This is a genomic window from Microbulbifer sp. MCCC 1A16149 (genome assembly GCF_050368945.1).
Classification (GTDB): Bacteria; Pseudomonadota; Gammaproteobacteria; order Pseudomonadales; family Cellvibrionaceae; genus Microbulbifer.
Genome location: NZ_CP185959.1, coordinates 908,330 through 934,478, shown reverse-complemented (window position 1 = coordinate 934,478; position 26,149 = coordinate 908,330). Strand labels below are relative to the sequence as shown.

Sequence of the window (26,149 nt, the reverse complement as noted above, 5' to 3'; positions counted from 1 at the left end):
ACGTCGCCGACGCAGCGTACAGGGATGTGTTCCCAGGGGGGCGCCTAGCCCGGTTTTGGAATCCCTCCCCCGGCGCTGGAGCGCCACCGGACCAAACTGCGAAGCACCCTACAGCGATGCCAGATCAGTGCCCCCCGAGCACCTTCTCAATCTCTTCCGGCTTATCGTGCACACCAAAGCGGTCGACGATAGTGGAGCTGGCCTCGTTCAGGCCAATCAGCTCTACCTCTGCGCCCTCGCGGCGGAACTTCACTACCGCCTTGTCCAGCGAGTACACCGCCGACACATCCCAGAAGTGCGCGCGACTCAGGTCGATAACCACCTTGTCCAGCGCCTCCTTGAAGTCGAACGCCGCCACAAACTTGTCCGCTGAATTGAAGAACACCTGCCCCACAACCGTGTAGGTCCGGCAATTCTGCTCCTCATCCAGCTCCGAGCTCACATACATGAAGTGGCTCACCTTGTTGGCGAAGAACAGGGAAGCCAGCAGCACACCCACAAAAACGCCAAATGCCAGATTATGGGTAAACACTACCACAATCACGGTAGACAGCATCACCAGATTGGTCGACAGCGGCAGCGTCTTCAGATTGCGGATGGAGCCCCAGTCAAAGGTACCAATGGATACCATGATCATCACTGCCACCAGCGCCGCCATCGGAATCACCGCCACCCAGTCACTCAGGAACACCACCAGGGTCAGCAAACCGACACCCGCGACCAGTGTGGACAGACGGCCACGGCCACCGGATTTCACGTTAATCACCGACTGTCCGATCATCGCACAGCCCGCCATACCGCCCAGCATGCCAGCGCCGATATTGGCAATGCCCTGGCCCTTACACTCGCGGTTCTTGTCGCTGTTGGTGTCGGTCAGGTCGTCCACGATGGTGGCGGTCATCAGGGATTCCAGCAGGCCCACCACGGCGAGGCCGGCGGAATACGGGAAGATGATCTTAAGAGTCTCAAAGTTCAGCGGCACATCCGGCCACAGGAAGATCGGCAGGGTGTCCGGCAGATCACCCATATCGCCCACGGTGCGGATATCCAGGCCCATTACTACGGCAACTGCAGTCAGCACCAGGATACAGACCAGCGGAGACGGCAGGATCTTGCCCACCACCGGCACGTATGGGAACAGATAGATGATGCCGAGGCCCGCTGCCGTCATGGCGTACACATGCCAGGTGACGTCGGTCAGTTCAGGCAGCTGCGCCATAAAGATGAGGATGGCCAGCGCGTTCACAAACCCCGTAACCACGGCCCTCGAGACAAAGCTCATCAGGCTGCCAAGCTTGAGGTAGCCAGCGATGATCTGCAGCACCCCGGTCAGCAACGTGGCGGCCAACAGGTATTGCAGCCCGTGCTCTTTGACCAGCGTGACCATGAGCAGGGCCATGGCACCGGTGGCGGCGGAGATCATGCCGGGGCGGCCACCGACGAAGGCGATGACCACGGCGATACAGAAAGAGGCATACAAGCCCACCCGCGGGTCGACGCCGGCGATGATGGAGAAGGCGATGGCCTCGGGAATCAGGGCCAGGGCCACGACGAGGCCAGCGAGTACATCGCGGCGGATATTGCCGAACCAGTCATTCCTGGTGGACGACAACAGGGTGTTGGAGAACTGCATAATCAGATGAGCCTGTCTGGGAAGTCTTATTGATTGCTGAATTTTTCTGACGGATTGGCTGTGACACGGACGTGCCGAAAGCCTGGAAAAATGGGCGCGGATTCTAGCATGGCCGGGGTTTTGACTAAAGAACGCACAACGCCTTAAAGCAAGTCCGGTGGCGACACCTTCACAATTCCCTTTCGCGACGCCCCATCATTTCACCTCCATAAGACGCCAAAATTCACACCTGTCCGCATTAGCGGACACGGCCTGTCCGGACACATTTTCCGGACACCCCGCCGCCATCCAGAAAAACACTTAAATTTAAATTCTCTTTAATTTTCAAACACTTATATGGAAGATCAGTGTTGGCACGGCGATTGCGATAAGGCCGTTGCATCCAAAAATTTAACTGTGCATCCGCGGCGAGAAATGCCCGCGTCACAGAGACAGAACAAGACAAACTGATTCGAAGCACTTGGGAACAACATGATCAGAGATACCTCCGGGCAGGACATCCAACTCACTCCGCAGAGCCCGTGGAAGAACCCGCGCCTGTTGAAGCGCGCAGGCCTCGGCCTCGGCGCGGCAGCTTTTGTGGTTTGGGGGCTGTTGAGTTGGCAGAGCACCAACGCGGTAGACGCGAGCCTGTCATTGTCGCGAATCAATATCGCGGCGGTAGAGCGCGGGGATCTGATCCGCGACCTGGTCGTCCAGGGCAAGGTCGTGGCGGCCAACAGCCCTACCCTGTTCAGTCCCGCCCAGGGCATCGTCAAGTTTGCGGTAAAGGCCGGCGATGCCGTGGAGAAAGGCCAGCTGCTGGCGGAAGTGGACAGCCCGCAATTACAGAACCAGCTCGCCCAGGAAAGCGCGCTGTATAACAAGCTGAGCGTGGAACTGGCTCGGCAAAAGATCCAGGCCAAGCGCCAGCGTCTGGAGAACACCCAGAAAGCCGATCTGGCCAAGGTAGACCTGGTCGCAGCCGAACGCGAACTGAAGCGCGCGGAGTTGTCCATGGAGAAACAGATCATCTCCCAGCTGGACTTCGAAAAAGCCAGCGACGACCTCGCCCGAGCCAAGCTCGAATACAAGCAGGCAGTACAAAACTCCCAGCTGGAAAACGAAGCCCTCACCTTCGAGACCCAGACCCTGCAATTACAGGTTGACCAACAGCAACTCCAGGTAGAAGAGCTGCAGCGCAAGGTCAATGAACTGCAGATCGTCTCCCCCGTCGACGGCACCATCGGCAGCCTCGCCGCCACCCAGCGCTCCGCTGTTGCGGCCAATGCGCCACTCTTAACCGTCGTCGACCTCACCAGCTTCGAACTGGAAGCCGCCGTGCCGGAAAACTACGCCGATGACCTGGGCCTCGCTATGGAAGTCGTGATCAATATGGGCGGCAAAAAACTGCCCGGTGAAATCACCGCAATTGCTCCCGAAGTCATCGACAACCAGGTCACCGCCCGCGTCCGCTTTACCGAAGGGCAACCCACCAATTTACGCCAGAACCTGCGACTCACCGCGCGCATCCTGCTGGAAAACCGCAGCGACGTGATCCTGGTGAAACGCGGTGCGTTCCTTGATCAGACCGGGGGGCGCTTTGCCTGGAAGCTGAACGACCAGCAGCAGGCCGTGAAAGTACCGATCACCATCGGTGCACTGGGACTGAATCAGGTGGAAATTGTTTCCGGCCTGAATGAGGGCGACCGGATTATTACTTCTTCCGCGGAAGAGCTGCACAAGGCGCAGCTGGTTGCGCTGAAAGATTAGAAAAGAACTAAAAATTTCAATGAGAAGGCGCTGATGCCGGGACTCGTTTGCGGGACTGTCGAAAAGAGGGACCTTTTCGACAAGCCCCCAGGGATGGGTTCACGGCGTGTCCCGCAAACGAGTCCCGGCAGCAGCGCCGCCACAAGAATCGAAAGAATTTCAATATTGCCAATAAAACGACAAGGAAATCCACCATGCTGAAAATGCAGAACATCCGTAAAAGCTACCGTACAGATACCATCGAAACCCACGCGTTGCGGGATTTCAGCCTTGAAGTGAACGAAGGAGAGTTCGTATCCGTCACCGGCCCCAGCGGCTCTGGTAAAACCACCTTCCTGAATATTGCAGGACTGCTGGAAACCCCCACCGGTGGAGAATACCTCCTCGACGGACAGGAAGTCGGCGGCCTCTCCGACCGCGATCGCTCGCGCATGCGCAACGAAAAAATCGGCTTTATTTTCCAGGGCTTCAACCTGATACCCGACCTCAACCTGTTCGACAACATCGACGTCCCCCTGCGCTACCGCGGCTTCAACGCCAAAGAACGCCGTCGTCGCATCGAAAAATCCCTCGAACAGGTCGGCCTCTCCGCCCGCGCCAAACACCTGCCCGCGCAACTGTCCGGCGGTCAACAACAGCGCGTCGCCATCGCCCGCGCACTGGCCGGCGAACCCCGCTTCCTGCTCGCGGACGAACCCACCGGTAACCTCGACTCCCTCATGGCCCGCCAGGTCATGGAACTGCTCGAATTCATCAACGAATGGGGCACCACCATCATCATGGTCACCCACGACCCGGATCTCGCGCGCCGCGCGCAACGCAATATCCAGATCGTCGACGGCCAGGTATCCGACCTGCGCCAGAGTATCGCGCAAGAAGAAATCGCCACCGCATAAGCTGACCGCGTATTCGTTGAAAAAGAAAAGGACACCGAAATGATCGGCTACTATATCAGCCTCGCCATGCGCAGCCTGCGGGGCACCCCCATATTGAGCGCGCTCATGATCGCCGCCATCGCCGTCGGCGTCGGCGCATCCATGACTGTACTCACGCTCAACTACATGATGTCCCAGAACGCCTTGGCCCATAAGGACGACGTACTCTACGCCGTACAGCTGGACAGCTGGGATCCGAACGACGCTTACAACCGTGGCGGCCGCGGAAATGAAATGCCCTGGCAGCTCACCTACCGGGATGCAGAAGCACTGCTGCGCTCGGATATTCCCACCCGACAGGTGGCCATGCACCGCTTCGGCTTCACCGTTACCCTGGAAGACTCCGAAGTACGGCCGTTTGTCGCCGAAACACGGGTCACCACCCGCGACTTCTTCTCCATGTTCGACGTGCCCATGCTGTACGGCAACATCTGGAACGAAGATGCAGATACCTCGCCGGTACAAACCGTTGTCCTGAACAAGGCCCTCAACGAAAAACTGTTCGGTGGTGAAGACAGTGTCGGCAAAACCGTAGAGCTCAACGGCGAGCCCTTCACCGTCGCAGGCGTTATCGATTACTGGAACCCCTCTCCCAAGGTGTACGACCTGAACAACAGCCCGTTCAGCGATTCGGAGGAGCTTTACATTCCATTCGGCCTGCATCGCAAATTTGAAATCTATAGCTGGGGTAACACCAACGGCTGGAACAGCCCGGATCCCGGAGTCGACGGCTTCGAAGGACACCTGCTCAGTGAAAGCGTTTGGATCCAGTACTGGGTAGAGCTCGACAACGCCACGCAAAAACAGGACTACGAAAATTTCCTGACCGGCTACATCCAGCAGCAAAAAGAACAGGGCCGCTTCCAACGCCCGCTCAAGTTCGGCCTTACCCATCCCTCGAAATGGCTGGTATTGAATGAAGTACTGCGCGACGACAACCGCGTTCTGGGATGGGCATCCCTGGCCTTCCTGCTGGTGTGTGTCGTGAACGCTGTGGCACTACTGCTGGCCAAATTCCTGCGCAAGGCACCGGAAGCCGGTGTCCGCCGCGCACTGGGTGCCAGCCGCAATGCGATTTTCCTCCAGCACCTCATCGAAAGCAGCTGCATCGGCGTGCTGGGTGGCCTGATCGGTATTGGCTTCGCGCTGCTGGGTTTGTCCGGTATCCGCATGCTTTCCATGGGCCAGATCGACCAGATCGCCTCCATGGACTGGCTGATGATGCTCTCCGCCGTTGGCCTCGCCATACTGGCCAGCCTGCTCGCCGGCCTGTATCCCGCATGGCGTATCAGCCGAACCAACCCATCTGTCTACTTGAAAACCCAATAAGCCGGAGAGGAAACGACCATGTTTGAATTGAAACCCATGTTGTCCGCCCTCTGGCGCAACAAAGTGTCGGCAATGCTGATCGCACTGCAACTGGCCCTGACCCTGGCCATCGTCAGCAATGCCACCGTCATCGTAAAGGACCGCCTCACCAGTATGGCGCGTCCAACCGGCATGGATGTGGAAAACATCATCGCCATCACCTTTATGCCCGTGCCGAAAGATTACGACATGGCGGGCGCAGTACGCGCCGACCTCGACATGATGCGCTCCATGCCCGGCGTGGTGGATGCCACAGTCACCAACCAGATCCCGGTATCCGGATCCGGTTCCGCCAGCAGTTTTTATCTCAAGCCCAATGCCCAGGTAGGAGACGTGGACGGTAACTACTACCAGACCGACCCGCACTTTATTAACACCCTGGGGCTCAACCTCATCGCCGGACGCAACTTTCGCGACGATGAAATGCACGTGATCGGCTCCAATGAAAACTTCATCGGTAGTGTCATTATTGTTACCCAGCAATTCGCCGATGCCGCCTTCCCCGACGGCGACGCCCTGGGCAAATTCCTGTATCACGGCAATAAAGACAACCCCATGGAAATCATTGGTATTGTCGAGCGACATCTGGGTGCATGGCCCACCTGGTCGCTGGCCGGCAATGTGGTATTCCATCCGTTACTGGTAGAAGGCAACCATAAACGTTACCTGGTCCGCACTGAACCCGGCCAGCGCGATGCCATTTTCAAACAACTGGAAGACAAGCTCGCAGAGCGTGACCCACAGCGGGTCATCCACCTGGAAACCCTGTCCGAAAACCTCGCCTCGAGCTATGTAAGCGATAACATCATGGTCAAGGTATTGTCCGCGGTAATGACCATGCTGACATTTATCGTTGCCCTGGGCATCGTCGGCCTCACCATTTTCTGGATCAATCAGCGCGCCAAGCAGATCGGCATCCGCCGAGCACTGGGAGCGACCAGAGCCAATATCAGTCGCTACTTCCTGGTGGAAAATTCCTTGATCGCGGGTACCGGGCTGGTACTGGGGACTGCGGGAGCGCTCATCATCAATCAGTTGATGGTCAGTGAATTTTCTCAACCCGCGCTATCACTAACCATACTTACCGTGTGTGCGATACTATTGCTCGCAGTCAGCCTTGCGGCGGCCCTGATGCCCGCCATGCGCGCTGCGAATATATCGCCTGCGATGGCAACACGAAGCGTTTAAAAGCCGATTGCTCAAAGCGAAGGTCCTGCGCCCGATAGGGGTTTGCGGGACCGTCGAAAAGAGGGACCTTTTCGACAAGCTGCCATGGATGGATTCACTGTGTGTCCTGCAAACCTCTATCGGGTGCAGGACCGCCACAGAGCATGTTAAAGACAACCGCAACAGGAAGCGCGAGTTGGACAAAGTACTGATCATCGACGACAACACCAGCATCATCTCTGCTCTGTCCCTGTTGTTGTCCCTGCACGATATACAAACCCTCAGCGCCATCACCCCACAGGCGGGATTACAGTTGCTGCGGGAAAACCCCGATATCGGCCTCGTCATCCAGGACATGAACTTCACCGCCGACACCACCTCCGGCGAAGAGGGGCGCGCCCTGTTTTTTGCCCTGCGCGAACTGCAACCGGATATCCCCGTCATCCTGCTCACCGCCTGGACCCAGCTGGAAATGGCCGTGGAACTGGTCAAGGCGGGCGCCGCCGATTACGTCGGCAAACCCTGGGACGATAACAAGCTCATTGCCACCATAAAAAACCTGCTGGAACTACACGACCTGCAGCAACAGCAGCGACTGGCCAAAAGCCGCGAACAACAGGCGCGTGACCAGCTGCAACAGCAGTACGACCTGCAAGGTATTGTCTACCGCAGTAACAGTCTGCAAAAACTGCTGGAAATGGCCACCCAGGTTGCCCACGCCAGCGTACCGGTGCTGATTACCGGCCCCAACGGCGCCGGCAAGGAAAAGATCGCAGATATTGTCCAGGCAAACTCCAGCGTAAAAGACGGTCCCTATATCAAAGTCAACGTCGGCGCCCTGCCGGAAGATCTGATGGAAGCCGAGCTGTTTGGTGCCGAAGCCGGCGCCTACACCGGTGCCGGCAACAAGGCCCGCCAGGGCCGTTTCGAGGCCGCCGATGGTGGCACCCTGTTTCTGGATGAGATCGGCGAGCTCTCCGCCAGTGGTCAGGTGAAACTGCTGCGTGTATTGCAGACCGGCGAATTCCAGCGCCTCGGCAGCAGCCAGACCCGCAGGGTAAACGTCCGCGTGATCAGTGCCACAAACAGCAACCTGCAGGAAATGATCGAACAGGGCCGGTTTCGCCAGGACCTGTTCTATCGCCTCAATGTGATCGAACTGAAATTGCCGCCCCTGTGCGACAGGCCCGAAGACATACTGCCACTGGCCCGCGCCTTTCTCTCCGGCTCCGGCAAGCAATTGAGCGCCGCTGCACAGCAACAATTACTGCGGTACTCCTGGCCCGGGAACGTGCGCGAGCTGCAGAACGTCATGCAGCGTGCTGCGGTATTGACCCGCGGTGATGCCATCGAAGAACCCACTCTGGCACTGCCGCAGGAAGAACAGCTTAAACTTCCCGAGCACAGTTTCGAACCCAGCCGCGAACTGCTGGAACAGACCCTGGCGCAATGCAACGGTATCATCGCCCAGGCCGCACGCGAACTCGGCCTCAGCCGGCAGGCGCTGTACCGGCGCCTGGATAAATACGGTATTCCCTACTGATGCCCCACCCATCCATAGAAGGCCGCATTTTTGCCGTCGTAATGGCCGCGGTATTTGTTGGCACCGCCCTTCCATTCCTGTTACTGAAACTCGGTGCCGATCCACTACTGGCATGGAGTGGCGGACTGCTGCTGGCGCTGGTCTGCGCCCTGATTCTTATTCGCCCGGTAACCCGCAAACTGAACCGGGCGCTTACCAGCCTGGAAGGCGGACTGCTGAACTTCCGCGATGGCGACTTTTCCATTTCCCTGGCACTCGACCGCAACGACCAGCTCGGCGAACTGGCGGTACTGTATAACGAAGTGGGGGAAATCCTGCGGCGGGAGCGGGCGCATATCCACCAGCGGGAACTGCTGCTCGATACTGTTATCCAGAGCTCGCCACTGGCACTGCTTCTGATCGACCACAGCGACCACATCATCTATGCCAACACCAGCGCACGCCACCTGGTACACGGTGGCAAACCCCTGCAAGGACATCTGCTGCAACAGGTTCTGTCCGGGTGTCCGCCGGAACTGGCGCAAGCCATAGAGCAAAAGCAGGACGGGCTCACCAGTTATCTCGACGGCGAAGACAACCACACCCTGCATATCAGCAACAGCACCTTTGTACTCAACTCGCACAAGCACCGACTGATCCTGCTGCGGGAGATGACCCGTGAACTGACCCGCGCGGAAGTACAGGTGTGGAAAAAGGTCATCCGCCTGATCAGCCATGAGCTGAACAACTCCCTGGCACCCATTTCTTCCATGGCGCACAGTGGCAAGATGCTGTCGGAAAAATTGCAGTCGACACAACTGGCGGGGGTATTTGATGTTATCGCCGATCGCTGCCGTCACCTGACGGACTTCACCCAGGGCTATGCGCGGTTTGCCAAATTGCCGCCACCAGCCGCCGAAGAAGTGTCCTGGAGAAAACTGGTGGAGCGGATACAACCACTGCACCCGTTCACCCTGCAGGGAGAACTGCCAGCGCGCCCCGGTTATTTCGACCCTGCGCAAATCGAACAGGCGCTGCTGAACCTGCTCAAAAATGCCGCCGAATCCGACAGCCCCGAGCAGGACATCAGTCTGCGTATCGAGACCGACGCCCACGGCCAGTTAATCACCATTTCGGACCGGGGTTGTGGCATGAGCGACAAGGTTTTGCAGCAGGCTCTACTCCCCTTCTATTCCACCAAACCTCAGGGGGTGGGACTAGGTCTGGCACTGTGCCGGGAAATTGCCGACGCCCACGGCGGCCAGATTCGCCTGCACAATCGCACCGGCGGCGGACTTCAGGTCAGCCTCTGGCTGCCCTGGCCGGAAACCGTTTAAGGGAAAACAGAGCGATTGTCGTATCAGGAGAGAGGGTAACTGGCTCAGACGTCAACGGCGTGACAGCGCAGCCCTTCAGTGTACAGCCAGCACTTGCCACCCTCGGGACAGGGCGCATCCATTGCCATGGGGGCGGCCCCCGCGGGACACTGCGGCGCGCGGCCCGCAGTACACCAGGCTCCGGTGTCCAACTGATAGCAGACGGCATCGCCCACCAGACAGGTACTGGCCGTGGGTACCTGGTTGTCACCGGCAAAGCAGTTGCGTGGGTAGGCGGGCATCAGGTTTGCCGGCATGGGGCGCTGGTAGTAGGTCGCCGGGGTGCCGGTAAGGTCACACCAGAAGCCATCCAGGGCCGCAGCGTTTCCGATTTCTCCGCTGGTGTTCGCGCAACCAGCGGATATTGCGGTCAACAAAAGGCAAAACAGGCGCAGTTTCATATCACGTCCTCTGTGACAGAATGTTCCGGGCAGAATTTCCGGGTTTCCCTACCCGTGGCCCCCGACGTGCAGAAATTACTTTTCGTAGACGATACAGCGGCGCCCGCCGGAAATTTCGTAGCACTGGGCAGTGGCCGGACAGATGGATCCGGGCGCCAACTCTTCCGCATCGCCGGGACAACCGTCGTAATTGGTTTTCTGCTCCGCATGTGCCGGTGCACGGGGAATAGGTGCACTGTTAGGGTAGACCACCTGATCGCGCACGCTGCTGGTACCACAGGCGGACAACAGTGTAGCTGCCGCCATCAGGGAAAAAATCGTCACTCGTTTGCGCATGGAGCCTCCTTAACAATCACTTCAATTGCCGGTTCAACCGGCGCTATGGATGCGCATCAGTAGACCCGCATCACCGGGAAAAACCAGCAGGCTGATCCCACTCGATTCCCGTCTCCGTCCATCGAGCACTGGCGGCTGGCCGCCGGTGGCACCGACGCATTCGGCAGATAATTCCCCACTTCGACAAAGTCTGCACTCTGGGTATTGTCATCGGGGTTGAAGAAAAACGGATCGTAACTGTTTTCGTTCCCGTAGGGTACGAAGATACAACCCTGCAAAGACAGCGTAACTCCCATTGCCACTGCGGCGATCCCTGTGCGGTTCATGGCTCGACTACCTCGCAACTTGATAACTGCCTGACCACCACCGGAAATTTCCATCTTCCGGCATTTACTCACTGATACTTTCAGTTTAGCGCGCAGGAAGTGTTCGACGACGCTGTTCACGTTTTAACCAGAATTAAATGCGCAGTAATCAACGCCGCCCGGATTTCGACGCCAAAGCTCCCCTGGCGACGTATTTTCCCGTTTAAAAATGTGAAGTCTGCGACGATTCAGGTCCACAAAATAAGCACAAAAAAAAGCGCCGGCGGAAAAACCCACCGGCGCTTTTTTGAATCAGCTGAGAATCCGCAGATTACAGCAGCAGTCGACGCACGTCGGCCAGCACACCTGCCAGGTAGGTCAGGAAGCGACCCGCATCACCGCCGTTAACGGCGCGGTGATCGTAAGACAGTGCCAACGGCAGCATCTTGCGCGGTACAAATTCCTTGCCGTTCCATTCCGGACGCACCGCCAGCTTGGATACACCGAGGATACCCACTTCCGGGGCATTCACGATCGGCGTAAAGCCGGTGCCACCGATAGCACCGAGGCTGGAGATGGTGAAGCAGGCGCCCTGCATATCGCGGGGCTTCAGCTTGCCGTCGCGGGCAGCGATCGCCATGGCGGTCGCTTCCTCTGCCAGCTCGTACAGCCCTTTCTTGTCCACATCGCGAATGACCGGAACCATCAGGCCTTTGGGGGTATCTACCGCCATACCGATGTGCACGTAGTCCTTCTTGACGATGTGTTCGCCATCGTTGTGCAGGGAAACGTTGAAGCTCGGCACTTCGCGCAGGGCCGCGGCAGCGGCTTTCAGCAGGAAGGGTACCGGAGTGAGTTTCACGCCACGCTTCTCGGCTTCCGCCTTCATCGCCTTGCGGAAATCTTCCAGCTCGGTGATGTCCGCGTCGTCGAACTGGGTAACGTGGGGCACGTTCAACCAGTTGCGCGACATATTGGCCGCGGTGAGCTTGTGGATCTTGCTCATCGGCTCGGTAGTCACCGGGCCGAACTGGCTGAAGTCGATTTCCGGCATCGGCGCGATGCCGATGTTGCCACCAACGCCACTTACGGCGCCGCTCTCGGCCTTCTTCACCTGCTCCTTGATGTATGCGTGCAGGTCGTCTTTGGTCACACGACCGCGCGGACCGGTGGGCTTGACCTTGTTCAGAGTCACGCCCAGCTCACGGGCCAGCTTGCGCACGGCGGGGCCGGCGTAAACTTCTGCGGACGGGGTGTGATCGCGCTCCACGTGCGGATCTTTCTGTGGTGCCGCCGGCGGCTCCTGGCTTGCGGATGCAGCTGCAGCAGGTGCTGCTGCCGGAGCAGGCGCGGGTGCTGCAGCAGCTGGTGCCGGTGCAGCACCGCCGCTCTCGCCACCGCCGCTCTCTCCGCCAGACAGGGTTTTGATCACGCCGATCACGTCGCCGGTGGATACCTTGTCGCCTTCCTTTACGGAGATGGAAACAATGGTACCGGAAGCGGAAGACGGTACGTCCATGGAGGCCTTGTCGCCCTCCACAACGATCAGTGCATCGCCCTCTTCCACGCTGTCGCCAGCGGAGACGGAAATTTCAATCACGTCCACCGCATCGGCACCGCCGAGGTCCGGGACCTTGATTTCCTCTTCCTTCTCTTCACCTGCAGCAGCGGGCGCCGGTGCAGGCGCCTCTTCAGCGGCTGGTGCCGGCGCGGATTCTTCCGCCGGAGCCGGGGCCGCTTCCTCAGAAGCCTCGTCTGCACTGTCGCCTGCAGCGTCGGTTTCCATTTCACCGATGACGTCGCCTTCGGAAACCTTGTCACCTTCCTTGACGGAGATGCTCAGGATCTTACCGGCAACCGGTGCGGGAACGTCCATGGAGGCTTTGTCGCCCTCCACAACAATCAGCGCATCCTCTTCCGCCACCGTGTCACCCACGGCAACGGCGATTTCAATAACATCTACCTGATCGGCGCCGCCGAGATCAGGCACTTTAATGACTTGTTTTGCCATGTCTCTACCTTCCTTAATCAGCGGGCCTTAAACCAGACGCGGATTGACTTTTTCCGGGTCGATGTTGAGCTTCTTGATGGCATCCGCCACTTCACTCGCTTCGATCACGCCCTGATCGGCCAGGCCTTTCAGTGCCGCGATGGTGACGTAGTTGCGGTTCACCTCGAAGAAACGACGCAGCTGCTCGCGGCTGTCGGAGCGGCCGAAGCCGTCGGTGCCCAGTGCGATGACGTCGCCATCGATAAACTCACGCAGCGGCTCAACGTAGGCGCGGATGTAATCGGTGGAGATCACAACCGGCGTCTCGTTGCCTTCGAACTGCTCGCTGATCCACGCTTTGCGCGGCGCTTCGGTCGGGTGCAGCATGTTCCAGCGCGCCACGTCCTGACCTTCGCGGGCCGCTTCAGTGGCAGAAGTCAGGTTCCACACGTCGGAAGTCACACCGAACTGGTCGGCGAGGATATCCGCTGCCGCGAGTACTTCGCGCAGGATGGAACCGGCACCCACCAGCTGTACGTGCTTCTTCGCCGCCTTGCCTTTGCCCGGCTTGCGGCAGTTGTTATCCAGCTTGTAAATACCGCGGATGATGCCGTCCTCGACACCTTGCGGCATTTCCGGCTGCAGGTAGTTTTCGTTCTCGATGGTGACGTAGTAGAAGATATTCTGCTGTTCTTCGTACATCTCCTTCAGACCGTGGCGCATGATTACCGCCAGGTCGTAACCGTAGGCCGGGTCGTAGCTCTTACAGTTCGGGATGGTGGCAGACAGCACGTGGCTGTGACCGTCCTGGTGCTGCAGGCCTTCGCCGTTCAGGGTGGTACGGCCAGCAGTGGCACCGACGAGGAAGCCGCGCGCCTGCATGTCGCCCGCCGCCCAGGCGAGATCGCCGATGCGCTGGAAGCCGAACATGGAGTAGTAGATATAGAAAGGCACCATCGGCACGCCGTGGTTGCTGTAGGCAGTCGCCAGGGCCATCCACGCGGACATGGCGCCGGCTTCGTTGATGCCCTCTTCCAGCACCTGGCCTTTCTTGTCTTCCTTGTAATACATGATCTGGCCGTGGTCGACCGGGGTGTATTTCTGCCCTTGAGAAGAGTAGATACCCAGCTGACGGAACAGGCCTTCCATACCGAAGGTACGGGCTTCGTCCGGCACGATGGGCGCCACGTTCTGGCCCATCTTCTTGTCTTTCACCAACACGGACAGCGCGCGCACGAACGCCATGGTGGTGGAAATTTCGCGGTCGCCGGAGCCCTTGGTCAGTGCACTGAAAGCATCCAGCTCGGGGATTTCCAGCTTGGCGACTTCGGTGCTGCGGGACGGTACCGGGCCACCCAGCGCCTTGCGGCGTTCGGCCATGTACTTCATTTCCGGGCTATCGGGAGACGGACGGTAATAAGGAACGTCTTCGATTTCCTTGTCGGTAATCGGGATAGCGAAGCGGTCACGGAAACGCTTCAGCGCTTCGGTGTCCATCTTCTTGACGTTGTGGGTATCCATTGCCGCTTCACCGGCGGCACCCAGGCCGTAGCCTTTCACGGTCTGCGCCAGGATCACGGTGGGCTTGCCCTTGCTCGCCATGGCTTCCGCGTAGGCCGCGTAGACCTTGTACGGGTCGTGGCCGCCGCGGTTCAGCTTCATGATCTCTTCGTCGGAGAAGTCCTTGACCATCTCCTCGAGCTCCGGGTATTTGCCGAAGAAATGCTCGCGGGTGTAAGCGCCACCATTGGCCTTGAAGTTCTGCATCTCGCCATCGACGGTCTCGTCCATGACTTTCTGCAGCAGGCCTTTTTCGTCTTTCTCGAACAGCGGATCCCACAGGCGGCCCCACAGGACCTTGATCACGTTCCAGCCGGCACCGCGGAAGACGCCTTCCAGCTCCTGCACAATCTTGCCGTTGCCACGTACCGGGCCGTCCAGGCGCTGCAGGTTACAGTTGACCACGAACACCAGGTTTTCGAGTTTTTCGCGGCCAGCCAGGGCGATGGCGCCCAGGGATTCCGGCTCGTCACACTCACCGTCACCCAGGAATGCCCACACCTTGCGGTCGCCGCGCGGAGACAGGCCGCGAGCAGACAGGTAGCGCATGATATGCGCCTGGTAGATCGCCTGGATCGGACCGAGGCCCATGGATACGGTGGGGAACTGCCAGTATTCCGGCATCAGCCACGGGTGCGGGTAAGAAGAAAGGCCGTTGCCGTTAACTTCGCGGCGGAAGTTGTCCAGCTGCTGTTCGTCGAAGCGGCCTTCCAGGTAGGAGCGGGCATAAATGCCCGGTGCGCTGTGCCCCTGGAAGAAGATCAGGTCGCCGCGCTCTTCCGCTTCGTTACCGCGGAAGAAGTAGTTAAAGGCTACGTCGTACAGGGTCGCTGCAGACGAGAAGCTGGCGATGTGGCCACCCAGGCTGTCGCTGTTGGAGTTGGCGCGAACCACCATGGCCAGCGCGTTCCAGCGGATCAGGGAGCGGATACGACGCTCCATAAACAGGTCCCCGGGCATACGCTTTTCCGCTTCCGGCGGAATGGTATTGCGGTACGGGGTGGTGATGGCCGCCGGCAACTGAACGCCAGTGTTGGTGGCGCGGTCAGACAGCTGCTTAATCAGAAACGCTGCGCGTTCCTTACCGCTGTGGCGGATGACCGCCTGCAGCGCATCCAGCCATTCCTGCGTTTCCTGAATGTCGGTTTCTTCGTGCATCAAATGCTCCTCGGCGAATATACGACGTCGAGTCGGTTTTTTTATGGTCAGAATTTTTAGCTGCGCAACAGTAACTCATCCCCGGGAAATGACGCCCGGAATTGACACCCCATTCGCCATTTCACCACCCCTATTGGCGGAAAAGCAGCGTTCACTGCCCAGCGTGTTGGCACTGTGAGTGAAGAGAGAGGAACTGTGCGACCTGAATACCGCCGGTTTTGAAACCGGCTCGACTTTGAATTCGGCGTTGAATTCTCGACCTGCTAAATGTAGGGCGGGCGCCTTGCGGCGCACAGGATTGCCCTCAATTAACAGGCGGCAAGTGCTCAAGCGGAGGCGATTGTAGTATTACTACAAACGTTTTTCCAGACAGGACGATTAGTAACAATTAAAACCAAATTGTAAAACAAATATTTGCCATTCAGCGCAATTACCGAAACAAATATCGGCCAAAGCAGGAATTCTTATTACATAATCGAGTCCAAAAAACCGATTCTGGTCACGCTTACCGCCTGTACCGGGACCGGGGAAGGCCCTTCACAGGACGTCAGTACCAGGCACGATTAGGACCTGTGACTACAATTCCACCAGTTCATTCGCCCCAACATAGTCCGCGTACACAAGATAGCGCAGCGGCCCACCGGCGGTGACCGCATCGAAGGGATAGCAGGTCACCAACAACAATCCCGGCGCGTCAGTAACGGGCATGCGCTCGGTTTCGCTGTTCACGACCCTGGCGCCCCGTACCCGGTAGACATGCCAGCGCCCACCCTTGTCCTGCAGGTGTACATCGGCGCCGGGCTGTAATTCCCCCAGGCTGCTGAAGTGCGTATCGCGATGGGCGGCGATCACCGTGGTGCGCGGCTCGGCCAGGTTGCCCGGCTCACCGGATCCGGTCATCAGGCCGGGACCAAACGCCAACGCCTGGCCACTGGTGCCCTGCAATACCGCCAGCGGTTTCTCTCCTGCCAGCTTCAACTGTGCCACCGGCACGGTGTCCGCCCAGGGCCACGGCTTGTGCGACTCTCCACTGGCAATCTGGCGCTGCCAGGCATCGCTGATCAGGTACTGCGCCAGCTCTGCCTTCACCAGCAGCCAGGCACCACCGCCCAGCTGCCAGAGTCCTGCGGTGATCAACAATGCCGAAAACCAGGGGGCGAGTTTTGCCGCCGGGATCACAGCGGCATTCCCGACTGACGCCCCGAACGCCGGCGACGCATATCCGGTACCACACTGCGCAGCCAGCGGCGCACAGTCCGCTCAACTCCCGCCATCCACTTGCGCAACAGGCGCGGTTTTAGCAGAAGGCCCTTGAGTGTCGTGGGTGCGCGCCCGATTGCCCGCAGCAGCCCGCCCAGTGCCAGCAGGATCGCGGCGAACATCAACTGTCCGTAAACGCCGGTGGCCGTGGAGGGATAGGTAAACGACTGCATCACCTGCCCCTTGGCAACGGCATTCGGTACCGGGCTCGATTTCAGGGATTCCGACTGCGGCCGCACCGGGGTTTCTTCCACCGCGACAAAGCTGGTGTAGGGGCTGAGCAACTGATACGCCAGGGCCAGCTCAAGAATATTTTCCCGCAGCGGATCGACCGCCTCGGGATCGTTGAGCGGGCCACGCTCGCGCTGTTTGTCCCGCAATGCGGCAATTTTTTCCCGCGCCCACAAACTGCCGATGCCCTTTCCCGAGGTTTCCACGGTGAGCTGGGCGAGAGACAGACTGCGGCTGAATCGCTTGCCCGCCAGTCGGCCACTGATCACAAGCTCGCCGCTCTGGGGTTTACCCAGTGCATCGCCATCCACCCGTGCCAGCAAGCGGACCGGTTCCCCGCGATACAGGTCCGGCAGACGCTTGGGATAGGATTCCACTTTCACACCCTGGGGCCACTGGACCTGCAGGTCGGTCACCAGCGGGCTCTCCAGCTTCTGGAACAGCGCCCCCATTTTTGTCTGCACTTCTGCGAGATCACCAATCTGCACAAAACTGCCGCGGCCGTACTGCGCTGCCTTTGTCATAAAAAAACTGTTGGGCGCGGAACCGATGCCGACGGTAAACAGTCGGGTTTCCCCTAGGCGCTGGCGGATAATCTCGAACAGTGCACGTTCGTTCCCTACCGAGCCGTCGGTTATAAACACCACCTGACGCACCAGTTCGCCCGCCTGGTGATCCAGCTGTTGCGACAGCGCTTCTTTAAGTGCCGGCGCCATTTCGGTACCACCGTTGGCCTGCAACGACTCCACCCAACCGCGGGCGCGGGAGATATTGTCCGGCGTGGCCGCCATCGGGCGCGGAAAGAAACTGCGGTGATTGCTGTTGAATTCAATTATGTTGAAACGATCCACCGCGGTGAGGCGCGACAGCGCCAGCAACAGACTCTCCTTTGCCTGCCGAATGGAGTTGCCGCCCATGGAGCCGGACGTATCCACCACATACACCACTTCCCGCGGCAATTTGCGCGCGGCAAGATTTTCCTGGGGAGGCAGCAGTAACAGCTGCATATATTGTGCCGAGGACTCGGAGGCCATCGCCGACTGTTCCGCAAACAGGGCCGCGGATGGCATCGCCGAGGTTTGCGGCCGCCAGGCAAGCACAAAGTCACGATCCATCGCCACAGCACCCTGCTTAAGGCTCACCCGATAGCGGTGGTTGTCTTCACGGCGGAAGCTCACCTCGTGATACGGGCTGTAAATATCCGCCAGTGGCAGTCCCATGCCCAGGTCCACGGATATTTTCATCTGGTGACTGCCATCCCGGTCCGCCAGCTCATTCGCCGGCATCATCACCGGCGTGATCTGTTCGGCATCGGGGACCTGGTCCGACGGAAGCGACCAGCCGTGCGCGTTCAGCGCAACTGTCTGTGTGGAGGCAGCCGGGCTGCCCGGGATATAGCGCGGGGTCAGGGTACTCGGCAGACGCAGGCCGAACTGGCCGCTATCAAACCGCAAAGTCTGCAAATAGCGCACCTGCACCGATATTTCTTCGCCCGGTGCAATATTGGCCACGCGGCTGGTAAACAGGTTCGGGCGCTGCTGCTCCAGCAGCGCCGCACGTTTCCCCGCCTCCCGCGCCGCCTTGTATACCTTGCGCGCCTGTTCCCGCTCGCGCACCTTGCCCACAATACGCCGCTCCCCAATCACGATTTCCATACCGTTAACCGCCGCATTTTCTGGCAACGGCAACACATAAACGGCTTCCTGCCAGTCGTTGCTGGTATTGCGGAACTGCTGCTCCAGCGTTACCTCGGCAACCAGTCCGCGCACATGGATATCCACTTCGGTGCCCAGGTGAATGGCGGGGATATAACGTCCGGGCTCGCCGCTTTTGAACAACAGATCGCCACTGCCCGATTCATCCATGCCGACACGCTCAAAGGTTTCAACAGTGGATTCCGCAGCTTGCGCGCGTGCGCCGAGGGCGGCAACAAGCACAGCGATTGCCGTCACCAGCAACAACAGCCAGCTGCCTCCGCGACTTTTGCGATAGCGGCGGCGGTAGTACTCATCTTGGGGAAGAATTACCAGCTCACGCTGGATACGGGGCGGATGAAAAAAGGGACGATTCACGATTGCCTCCAGACAATTAGTTTCTGGAGACAATTAAACGGGAGCAAGTTGGCGGGGGGCGGGCCGAATTCCGGCCCTGCAAAGATCAAATATGGCGAATTGTGGCAGTGCCCGATTCAGACACTGCGATCACTACATCTGGTTGCGGCGAGTCTGCCAGGTAATCGGTCGCGCGTATTGGTCGACCTTGTCGTCCACCCCCAGCAACATCGCGAACAGTGCCATGCGCACCAGCAGGCCGTTGTCGGTCTGGCGGAAAATGGCCAGGCTGGGGTGCTCGTTCAAATCCGAATCCAGCTCATTGGCCTCGGCGCGGGAATCCCGCGGCAGCGGATGCATGATCACGGTGTTGGGTTCCGCGTGGCGGGTAAAGATATCCCGGTTCAGGCGGAAGCGGCCACGGTAGCGGTCGGCGTCGGCCTGGGATTCAAAACGCTCTTCCTGGATACGGGTGGAATAGACGATATCCACATGTTTGATCGACGGCTCAAGCTGATCCGTAATGGTCACCTGATGTCCCGCTTCGCGCAGCTTCTCCACCACCGCCTCCGGCATTGCCAGCTCCGCCGGCGATACCAGTAACAGCTGGACGTTTTTAAACAGACACAGCAGTTTGCACAGGGAGTGCACGGTACGACCATGCTTGAGGTCGCCGATCATGGCGATGCGGAAGTTATCCAGGGAGCCACCCTTGCCTTCCAACTCTTTGCGGATGGTATACAGGTCGAGCAGCGCCTGGGTCGGATGCTCATTGGCACCGTCGCCGCCATTCACGATCGGCACCCGGCTGGCCGCGGCGAATTCTGCTACGGATCCGGACTGCGGGTGGCGCATGCAGATCACATCGGAATACCCGGACAAAACCCGCGCGGTATCGTACAGGGACTCGCCCTTCGCCAGCGAGCTGGCAGAAACACCCACCGTCTCGCGCACTGTGCCGCCAAGCAGGTTGAACGCACAGCCGAAGCTCACCCGGGTACGGGTGCTGGGCTCGAAAAACATATTGCCGAGGATCGCACCCTCGAGAACCCGGGTGACTTTTTCCCGGCGGGCATAGGGGACCATGGTGTCTGCCACGGCGAAAATGCGGTCAATGTCTCCCCGTTCGAACTGACTGACGGAAAGGATGTTGGCACCGATAAAGTCCATTGTTTCTCCACTGTTTGCGCCGGGATCGCCGGCTGCTTTACCGGGCGCGTATTCTACGCGGGAGACTGCTCGCGGAACAGCCGCAAATACTGCTCACACAGCCGCCTTAACACCTGGCCGTAGGAGCCTGCCCCGCAGGCGAATAGTGCTCGGCACCGACGGTTCGCCTGCAGGGCAGGCTCCTACAATGAGGATTTGCTTCCGGGTTAACCCAGCAGAGAATCTCCCCAGGCTTCCAGCTGGTCCAATAGCGCCGAGCGATCCGGATACTCCTCGCGCATACGCGCAATCTCTTCGAAGTAGGATTCCATGGTGATGCTGGCACCAAACGCCGGGTCGGTCAGGCGCTGGTAGCGCCACTCTTCCCAGCGTTCGCCCTCCTCCTCGCTCAGCGTTTCGGGGAAGTTGCGCGCCCTCAGGCGAAAGAGTAGCTCCGGCAATCGGGAATCGGAAAACGGGATCTCCGCCGCGAGAGCCTGCGGGCCGCGGCTCGCCAGCGCGCTGTGCAGCTGGCGGCACAGGTCGCGGTCGGCGTCATTCATAAATCCGTCGTAGAGGCGGGCCTCCACATCCCGGGCGGGGAAATCGCCATCGAGGAAAACCCCGTGCAACTTCTCGGTCAGGTCCAGATCCCGCAGGGTTGCCCAGTGGGATTCGCAGGCCGCCTTGTCGATGCCCAGCTCAGCGGCGCGCTGGTCGGAGAGCATTTTCGCCGGAGCGAGCACCGGGCAGCGGTTCATATGGATCAGCTTCAGCCCAACCGGCAGCTCCCCTTCCGCCAGTTTGTCGCGGGCAGTGTAGAGACGCTCGCGCAGTGCCTCTGCGTCCAGATCAAGTATCGGCTGAGGATCCATGGCGAGGTTCGCGCAGATCACCGCATTGCGGTTGACCGGATGCATCGCCAGGGGCAGCACATAGGTCAGGTGCCCGTGGCTGGCAGGCACCTTGCCGGAGATATGCAGCAGGGGCTTGCGCTCACGCGGGTTGAGTATCTTGGCCACCGCCTGTTTGCGGCGCAGGTTGTAGACATAGTCGTAGAGCTTGGGCTGCTTTTCTCGGATCAGGCGCGCCATATCTATGGTGGCGTGCACATCGGACAACGCATCGTGGGCGCCCTCGTGGCTGATGCCATTGGCCGCGGTCAGCTCCTCGAGGCGGAAGGATGGCACCTTCGTCACCGTCCCGTCCGCACCGGTCACCTCCCGCTGGGGCCACTCGATGCCCTCGGGGCGCAGGGCGTAGGTCAGGCGCACCATGTCGATGATGTCCCAACGGCTATTGCCGGAGCGCCATTCACGCTCGTAGGGATCCAGCAGGTTGCGGTAGAGGGTGTGGCGGGTGACCTCGTCATCAAAACGCAGGCTGTTGTACCCCACACCACAGGTGCCGGGGGCACCCAGCTCGTCGAGGATGCGACGGATAAACTCGATCTCCGGCAACCCCTCGGCAAAAGCCTTCTGCGGCGCCAGCCCGGTCACCAGCGCCGCCATCGGCTGCGGAAGGCAATCACTGGTGGGCTTGGCATAGATCATCAGTGGCTCACCGACGATATTGAGGTCTTCATCGGTGCGGATACCGGCAAACTGGGAGGGCTTGTCTGCGCCCGGGTCCACGCCCCAGGTTTCATAGTCATGCCAGTAAAGTGTGGTGCCGGACATCTCTCCCCCCGATAATTGCCGCAAAAGGCACCATGTTAACCCAGAATCGCGTCACTCCCCGTGCAGCTTGCAATGCTAAGGGGGCACATTACAATCCCGCCTTCCTCTATATTGTCCAAGAATCCCAATTCGGATCAGCATTCCTTTATGAATATTCGCCAGCAGCTCAACGACATTTTCCAGACCGCCATGACCGCCGCGGGCATTCCCGCGGACTGTAGCCCGGCGGTGGCCCCGGCCAAGAAGGCGGGCTTTGGTGACTACCAGGCCAACGGCGCCATGGCTGCGGCCAAGAAAGTGGGCACCAATCCCCGCGAGCTGGCGGCGAAGATTGTGGATAACCTGGGCGACCAGCCCATGATCGAGAAAGTAGAGATTGCCGGCCCCGGCTTTATCAACATCCACCTGAGCGAGGACTGGATGGGTAAAACCCTGGCCGCCGCTCGTGCCGACGATCGCCTGAATATCGCCACCATCGCCGAACCCCAGACCGTGGTGCTGGACTACTCCGCGCCCAACCTGGCCAAGGAGATGCACGTGGGCCACCTGCGCTCCACCATCATCGGCGACGCCCTGGCGCGGCTGCTGGAATTCCAGGGACACAAGGTCATTCGCCAGAACCACATGGGCGACTGGGGCACCCAGTTCGGCATGCTGCTGGCGCATCTGTCGGACCAGATTCAGAAAGAAGATGCGGAAGTCGCCCTGGCGGACCTGGAAAAATTCTACCGCGAAGCCAAGATCCGCTTCGATGAAGAGGAAGGCTTTGCCGACCGCGCACGGGAATACGTGGTGAAGCTGCAGGGCGGCGACCCCGAATGCCTGAAACTGTGGCAGCGTTTTATCGATATCTCCATCAGCCACAGTGAAGAAATTTACGAAAAGCTGAACGTCACCCTGAAGCGCAGCGACGTCTACGGCGAGAGCCGCTACAACGACGACCTGCCGGTACTGGTGCAGGAACTGCTCGACCGCGGCATTGCCGTGGAAGATCAGGGCGCGATCGTAGTCTTCCTCGAGGAGATGGCCGACAAGGAAGGCAACCCCAGCCCGATGATCATCCGCAAACAGGGCGGCGGGTACCTGTACGCCACCACCGACCTGGCCGGTATTCGCTACCGCGCCAATCAATTGAAAGCCGACCGCATCGTGATTGTGGTGGACGCGCGCCAGTCCCTGCACCTGAAGCAGGCATTCACCACCGCGCGCAAGGCCGGTTTCCTGCCGGAAACCGTGTCCCTGGAACACTGCGCCTTCGGCACCATGATGGGCGAGGATGGCAAGCCGTTCAAAACCCGTACCGGCGGCACCGTCAAACTGGCCGCACTGCTGGACGAAGCCGTGGAGCGAGCCACCGCACTGGTCGCACAAAAGAACCCGGACCTGAGCCAGGAAGAGCGGGAACTGATCGGACGCGTAGTGGGTATCGGCGCCGTGAAGTACGCGGATCTCAGCAAAACCCGCACCAACGATTACGTGTTCAACTGGGACTCAATGCTGGCATTTGAGGGCAACACCGCACCCTACCTGCAATATGCCTACACCCGGGTGCGCAGTATTTTCCGCCGCGCCGGTGTGAACCCGTCCGATCTGAAAGGCGACATTATCCTCGGTACCGACGCTGAGCGCGCGCTGGCAATCAAGCTGAATCAGTTTGGTGAAGTACTGGATCAGGTGGCCAAAGACACCTTCCCGCACGTACTGTGTACTTACCTGTACGAACTGGCGAGTGCCTACATGGGCTTCTATGAAGCCTGCCCGGTGCTGAAAGAGGGGGTAAGTGAAGAAGAGAAGCTGAGCCGACTGCAGCTGTGCGATCTGGTTGCACGCACCCTGGCTACAGGTCTGGACCTGCTGGGTATCGAAGTCCTGGAGCAGATGTAAACGCGGTAAATGTTCAGGCGCTCTCGCCCGAGAGTGCCTGCTGTAAAACCTGCTGGGCACTGGCGAGATCCGCATCGTGGATCAGCCAGAGCTCTGAAGACCAGTCCAGGTTGCCCGGCCCACCGGGTCCACCCTGCCCTGCAGGAGGTGCCGGCTCCACCCGGGTCTTCTGGGTCAACACCGAATAACCGGCGGACTCCAGTAGATTTCGCAGATAACTACCGAGGAGTTGATCGTTGGTGGTGTAAATTTTACTCGCCATTTTGCGACTGACTAACCTTTCTTCACCAGGCTTGTGGCCCGGACTGCCCGAATACTGCCGATGCGGCAATCACTTCATCTTCCCATCGCAAGTTCTGTAACGCGGGGATACACCGGTGCAGAATTTACGCGCAGGATCCTTATAAACATAGATCAAGTGCGCCGACTACGCCGGTCGCGAAAGAAATTTTTCCCGGGAAAACGGGGAAAGGCTGCCCGCAGGACGCGAGCAGAGGAGGCACAGTAAAGCAGCAATTAAAGCGGGAAACTCAGCGGGGTTTGGACGTCACCAGCTCGAGCGAGGTTACTGGTCCTTTGCCGGGCAGCGAGTGGTTTGGGGATGCACGTACCTCTTCCGCCTCCGCACGCAGGTCCGAGGTGTACAGCTGGTATTTGTTTTTCCCGTGGCGTTTCGCGTGGTACATGGCGATGTCGGCCTTCTGCAGAATGGTCTCCAGGGTCTCCCCTTTTTCTTCCACGGCCACTACCCCCACACTCATGGTGACGGTTACTCCGCTATCCTCGATTTTCACCGGCTGCGCCACAGTATTGAGCAACTTCTCGGCGAGAACCCGGTAGGCCTCCGGCCCCTTCAGGTCCCGCACCAGCACGCAGAACTCGTCGCCGCCAAGCCGCGCGACAATATCGCCACAGCGCATCACACTTAACAGGCGACGGGCAATCACGCACAGGAGTTCATCGCCGCCCTGATGGCCCAGGGTATCGTTCACCAGCTTGAAATCGTCCAGATCGATAAAGAACAGATAGCCCCGCTCCGGAACCGGTTCCGGCTGGTGCTCGCTCAGCTGCAGGTGAAACTCCAGTTGCTCGAACAGGCTGTAGCGGTTGTCCAGCCCGGTCAGGCTATCGTGCATCGCGATCTGTTCCAGCTGAGCGGTTTTACGGGTCACCATGTCATTCATATCTTCCAGCTGGTCGCACACCGTCAGTCCTGTGTTATCCAGCACATCCAACTCATCGAATTTATCTATGGACTTGAAGACCGGGCGGATCAGTCGCCGTGCCTCATCGAAACGGCCATTGGTCAGCAACGGCAGCGCCTGGGCCAGTCGCCGCAGGCGCACGATCGGGCGCCACAGGGTACCGGCCACCGCGGCACTGAAGATCAGTGCACCCAGCACCGAGAACAGGAACAGCAGCCTCACCGACTGGTCGATGTGCTCCACCTGTTCCGAAACATCCTCGATAAATACAAACTGGGCACCCTGCTCATCCACATCCACCCGCATGGTACGGATATCGAACTCCCGGTCGTCCAGTTCGAAAACCCGCAATCGATGCAGCCCGGATACAGCAGGCACCTCACCCGCTACCCGGGTAAGCAGCGGCAGCACCCGCTCCTGCGACGTTAGCGACAGGACCTCGCGGCGCCAGGATGCGAGATACTTGCTACTGGCCTCTGCAGGCGCCTCCTCCCTCTCCGCGGACAGGATGGCGATATCCGAACCGGTCATTTCGCGAAAACGGCGCAACTGGTTTGCCAGCGGGCGGTCCACCTGCAGGACATAATCGCCGCCGCGGGCTCGCATGGGCAGCGACAGGCTCTGTACACAGGTGTGTTCGCAGTGCACCAGATCCAGTGGCTGTCCGCGCAGGAGCACCTGTTTCACCTGGTCCGGGGTCAGTGCGTTGTGCGGGGACCCCCAACTCAATACCGGTTCACTGCCGGCGTCGTATACCTTGAGCGAGTGCAGGTCCCAGCTGTGCTGCAGTAACTCCCACTGCCGGCTCATCGTCTTGCGCAGTTCATCCCGTGAAGAAATTCGTCCGCGCGGGCTCAGGGCGATCAGCTCCGCCAGACGCGACAGCTCCTGTCGCGACTCCTCTAACAAACCGGAAACCTGGAACTGAAAATTGAGATGACGGTGCTCGCGGCTTTTGGCCAGCAGGGACTGCAGGCTGCCGTTACCGAGCAGAATAAAAAACAGGCACATCGCCACCACAAGCAGCAGCGAGAAAAGGCTGGCTTTGAAGCGCAGGGTGTTGAGGTTGGCCAAATGCAACACGTAGAAGCCCCGATTCCTTGGGAGTGGATGTCCTGACGCCATTCTCCACTAGGCGCCCGGTACGAAGGACTACCGCACTCGACATCGACTACATTTTTATGTCC

The 26,149-nt window shown here is 59.4% G+C and carries 19 protein-coding genes; 7 read left to right on the top strand and 12 right to left on the bottom strand.

Annotation, left to right across the window (positions count from 1 at the left end; all coding sequences use genetic code 11):
* Nucleotides 1-124 precede the first annotated feature (124 nt).
* Nucleotides 125-1,633 (bottom strand): SulP family inorganic anion transporter, encoded by a 1,509-nt coding sequence (locus ACONT6_RS03760; RefSeq protein WP_428820483.1) that lies wholly within the window; start codon nt 1,631-1,633, stop codon nt 125-127.
* A 471-nt stretch (nt 1,634-2,104) separates the two neighbouring features.
* On the opposite strand from ACONT6_RS03760, the gene ACONT6_RS03755 reads away from it, so the two are divergent.
* From ACONT6_RS03755 to ACONT6_RS03730, 6 genes are all read left to right on the top strand, one after another.
* On the top strand, nt 2,105-3,385 hold the full coding sequence (locus ACONT6_RS03755) for an efflux RND transporter periplasmic adaptor subunit (protein ID WP_428820482.1): 1,281 nt from the start codon (nt 2,105-2,107) through the stop codon (nt 3,383-3,385).
* Between the two features lie 194 nt (nt 3,386-3,579).
* On the top strand, nt 3,580-4,281 hold the full coding sequence (locus ACONT6_RS03750) for an ABC transporter ATP-binding protein (protein WP_181253963.1): 702 nt from the start codon (nt 3,580-3,582) through the stop codon (nt 4,279-4,281).
* 39 nt (nt 4,282-4,320) lie between these two features.
* Nucleotides 4,321-5,649, top strand: coding sequence for an ABC transporter permease (locus ACONT6_RS03745; RefSeq protein ID WP_428820481.1), 1,329 nt, complete (start codon nt 4,321-4,323; stop codon nt 5,647-5,649).
* 18 nt (nt 5,650-5,667) lie between these two features.
* Nucleotides 5,668-6,876 carry an ABC transporter permease gene (locus ACONT6_RS03740; protein WP_428820480.1) on the top strand — a complete coding sequence of 403 codons (1,209 nt, stop codon included), beginning with the start codon at nt 5,668-5,670 and terminating at the stop codon, nt 6,874-6,876.
* Between the two features lie 175 nt (nt 6,877-7,051).
* Nucleotides 7,052-8,398, top strand: a complete 1,347-nt coding sequence (locus tag ACONT6_RS03735) for a sigma-54-dependent transcriptional regulator (RefSeq protein ID WP_428820479.1) — start codon at nt 7,052-7,054, stop codon at nt 8,396-8,398.
* Complete coding sequence (locus ACONT6_RS03730; RefSeq protein ID WP_428820478.1) at nt 8,398-9,714, top strand: ATP-binding protein; 1,317 nt, start codon at nt 8,398-8,400, stop codon at nt 9,712-9,714. Before ACONT6_RS03735 ends, ACONT6_RS03730 begins: the two co-directional genes overlap by 1 nt.
* Before the next feature lie 44 nt (nt 9,715-9,758).
* Here ACONT6_RS03730 and ACONT6_RS03725 read toward each other — a convergent pair whose 3' ends face one another.
* The 9 genes from ACONT6_RS03725 to sbcB form a co-directional block, all read right to left on the bottom strand.
* Nucleotides 9,759-10,154, bottom strand: a complete 396-nt coding sequence (locus ACONT6_RS03725) for a hypothetical protein (RefSeq protein WP_428820477.1) — start codon at nt 10,152-10,154, stop codon at nt 9,759-9,761.
* Nucleotides 10,155-10,229: 75 nt separating this feature from the next.
* A complete protein-coding gene (locus ACONT6_RS03720; RefSeq protein ID WP_078084574.1) occupies nt 10,230-10,490 on the bottom strand; it encodes a hypothetical protein in 261 nt (86 codons plus the stop codon).
* Nucleotides 10,491-10,546: 56 nt separating this feature from the next.
* Complete coding sequence (locus tag ACONT6_RS03715) at nt 10,547-10,936, bottom strand: hypothetical protein (RefSeq protein WP_181253970.1); 390 nt, start codon at nt 10,934-10,936, stop codon at nt 10,547-10,549.
* 190 nt (nt 10,937-11,126) lie between these two features.
* Nucleotides 11,127-12,806 (bottom strand): dihydrolipoyllysine-residue acetyltransferase, encoded by a 1,680-nt coding sequence (gene aceF, locus ACONT6_RS03710; RefSeq protein ID WP_428820476.1) that lies wholly within the window; start codon nt 12,804-12,806, stop codon nt 11,127-11,129.
* A 27-nt stretch (nt 12,807-12,833) separates the two neighbouring features.
* Nucleotides 12,834-15,503 carry a pyruvate dehydrogenase (acetyl-transferring), homodimeric type gene (gene aceE / locus ACONT6_RS03705; RefSeq protein ID WP_428820475.1) on the bottom strand — a complete coding sequence of 890 codons (2,670 nt, stop codon included), beginning with the start codon at nt 15,501-15,503 and terminating at the stop codon, nt 12,834-12,836.
* 576 nt (nt 15,504-16,079) lie between these two features.
* Nucleotides 16,080-16,682 (bottom strand): class GN sortase, encoded by a 603-nt coding sequence (locus ACONT6_RS03700; RefSeq protein ID WP_428820474.1) that lies wholly within the window; start codon nt 16,680-16,682, stop codon nt 16,080-16,082.
* Entirely contained in the window at nt 16,679-19,066 is a 2,388-nt protein-coding gene (locus ACONT6_RS03695; RefSeq protein ID WP_428820473.1) for a marine proteobacterial sortase target protein, read from the bottom strand. Before ACONT6_RS03695 ends, ACONT6_RS03700 begins: the two co-directional genes overlap by 4 nt.
* Nucleotides 19,067-19,198: 132 nt before the next feature.
* On the bottom strand, nt 19,199-20,215 hold the full coding sequence (locus ACONT6_RS03690) for an aspartate carbamoyltransferase (RefSeq protein WP_428820472.1): 1,017 nt from the start codon (nt 20,213-20,215) through the stop codon (nt 19,199-19,201).
* A 206-nt stretch (nt 20,216-20,421) separates the two neighbouring features.
* Nucleotides 20,422-21,873 carry an exodeoxyribonuclease I gene (sbcB, locus tag ACONT6_RS03685; RefSeq protein WP_428820471.1) on the bottom strand — a complete coding sequence of 484 codons (1,452 nt, stop codon included), beginning with the start codon at nt 21,871-21,873 and terminating at the stop codon, nt 20,422-20,424.
* Between the two features lie 147 nt (nt 21,874-22,020).
* Between sbcB and argS the strand changes: the two genes are divergently transcribed.
* On the top strand, nt 22,021-23,757 hold the full coding sequence (argS, locus tag ACONT6_RS03680; RefSeq protein ID WP_428820470.1) for an arginine--tRNA ligase: 1,737 nt from the start codon (nt 22,021-22,023) through the stop codon (nt 23,755-23,757).
* A gap of 13 nt (nt 23,758-23,770) precedes the next feature.
* On the opposite strand, the gene ACONT6_RS03675 is transcribed toward argS, so the two are convergent.
* A complete protein-coding gene (locus tag ACONT6_RS03675; RefSeq protein WP_181253977.1) occupies nt 23,771-24,019 on the bottom strand; it encodes a hypothetical protein in 249 nt (82 codons plus the stop codon).
* Between the two features lie 268 nt (nt 24,020-24,287).
* A complete protein-coding gene (locus ACONT6_RS03670; RefSeq protein ID WP_428820469.1) occupies nt 24,288-26,045 on the bottom strand; it encodes a diguanylate cyclase domain-containing protein in 1,758 nt (585 codons plus the stop codon).
* Nucleotides 26,046-26,149: the final 104 nt, after the last annotated feature.

Bases quoted from the DNA above. Each gene is read 5' to 3' on its own strand.
- ACONT6_RS03725 (WP_428820477.1), bottom strand. From the start codon at position 10,154: ATGAAACTGCGCCTGTTTTGCCTTTTGTTGACCGCAATATCCGCTGGT.
- ACONT6_RS03720 (WP_078084574.1), bottom strand. From the start codon at position 10,490: ATGCGCAAACGAGTGACGATTTTTTCCCTGATGGCGGCAGCTACACTG.
- aceE (WP_428820475.1), bottom strand. From the start codon at position 15,503: ATGCACGAAGAAACCGACATTCAGGAAACGCAGGAATGGCTGGATGCG.
- ACONT6_RS03755 (WP_428820482.1), top strand. From the start codon at position 2,105: ATGATCAGAGATACCTCCGGGCAGGACATCCAACTCACTCCGCAGAGC.
- ACONT6_RS03730 (WP_428820478.1), top strand. From the start codon at position 8,398: ATGCCCCACCCATCCATAGAAGGCCGCATTTTTGCCGTCGTAATGGCC.
- ACONT6_RS03740 (WP_428820480.1), top strand. From the start codon at position 5,668: ATGTTTGAATTGAAACCCATGTTGTCCGCCCTCTGGCGCAACAAAGTG.
- ACONT6_RS03675 (WP_181253977.1), bottom strand. From the start codon at position 24,019: ATGGCGAGTAAAATTTACACCACCAACGATCAACTCCTCGGTAGTTAT.
- ACONT6_RS03760 (WP_428820483.1), bottom strand. From the start codon at position 1,633: ATGCAGTTCTCCAACACCCTGTTGTCGTCCACCAGGAATGACTGGTTC.
- ACONT6_RS03745 (WP_428820481.1), top strand. From the start codon at position 4,321: ATGATCGGCTACTATATCAGCCTCGCCATGCGCAGCCTGCGGGGCACC.
- argS (WP_428820470.1), top strand. From the start codon at position 22,021: ATGAATATTCGCCAGCAGCTCAACGACATTTTCCAGACCGCCATGACC.
- sbcB (WP_428820471.1), bottom strand. From the start codon at position 21,873: ATGTCCGGCACCACACTTTACTGGCATGACTATGAAACCTGGGGCGTG.
- ACONT6_RS03750 (WP_181253963.1), top strand. From the start codon at position 3,580: ATGCTGAAAATGCAGAACATCCGTAAAAGCTACCGTACAGATACCATC.
- ACONT6_RS03690 (WP_428820472.1), bottom strand. From the start codon at position 20,215: ATGGACTTTATCGGTGCCAACATCCTTTCCGTCAGTCAGTTCGAACGG.
- aceF (WP_428820476.1), bottom strand. From the start codon at position 12,806: ATGGCAAAACAAGTCATTAAAGTGCCTGATCTCGGCGGCGCCGATCAG.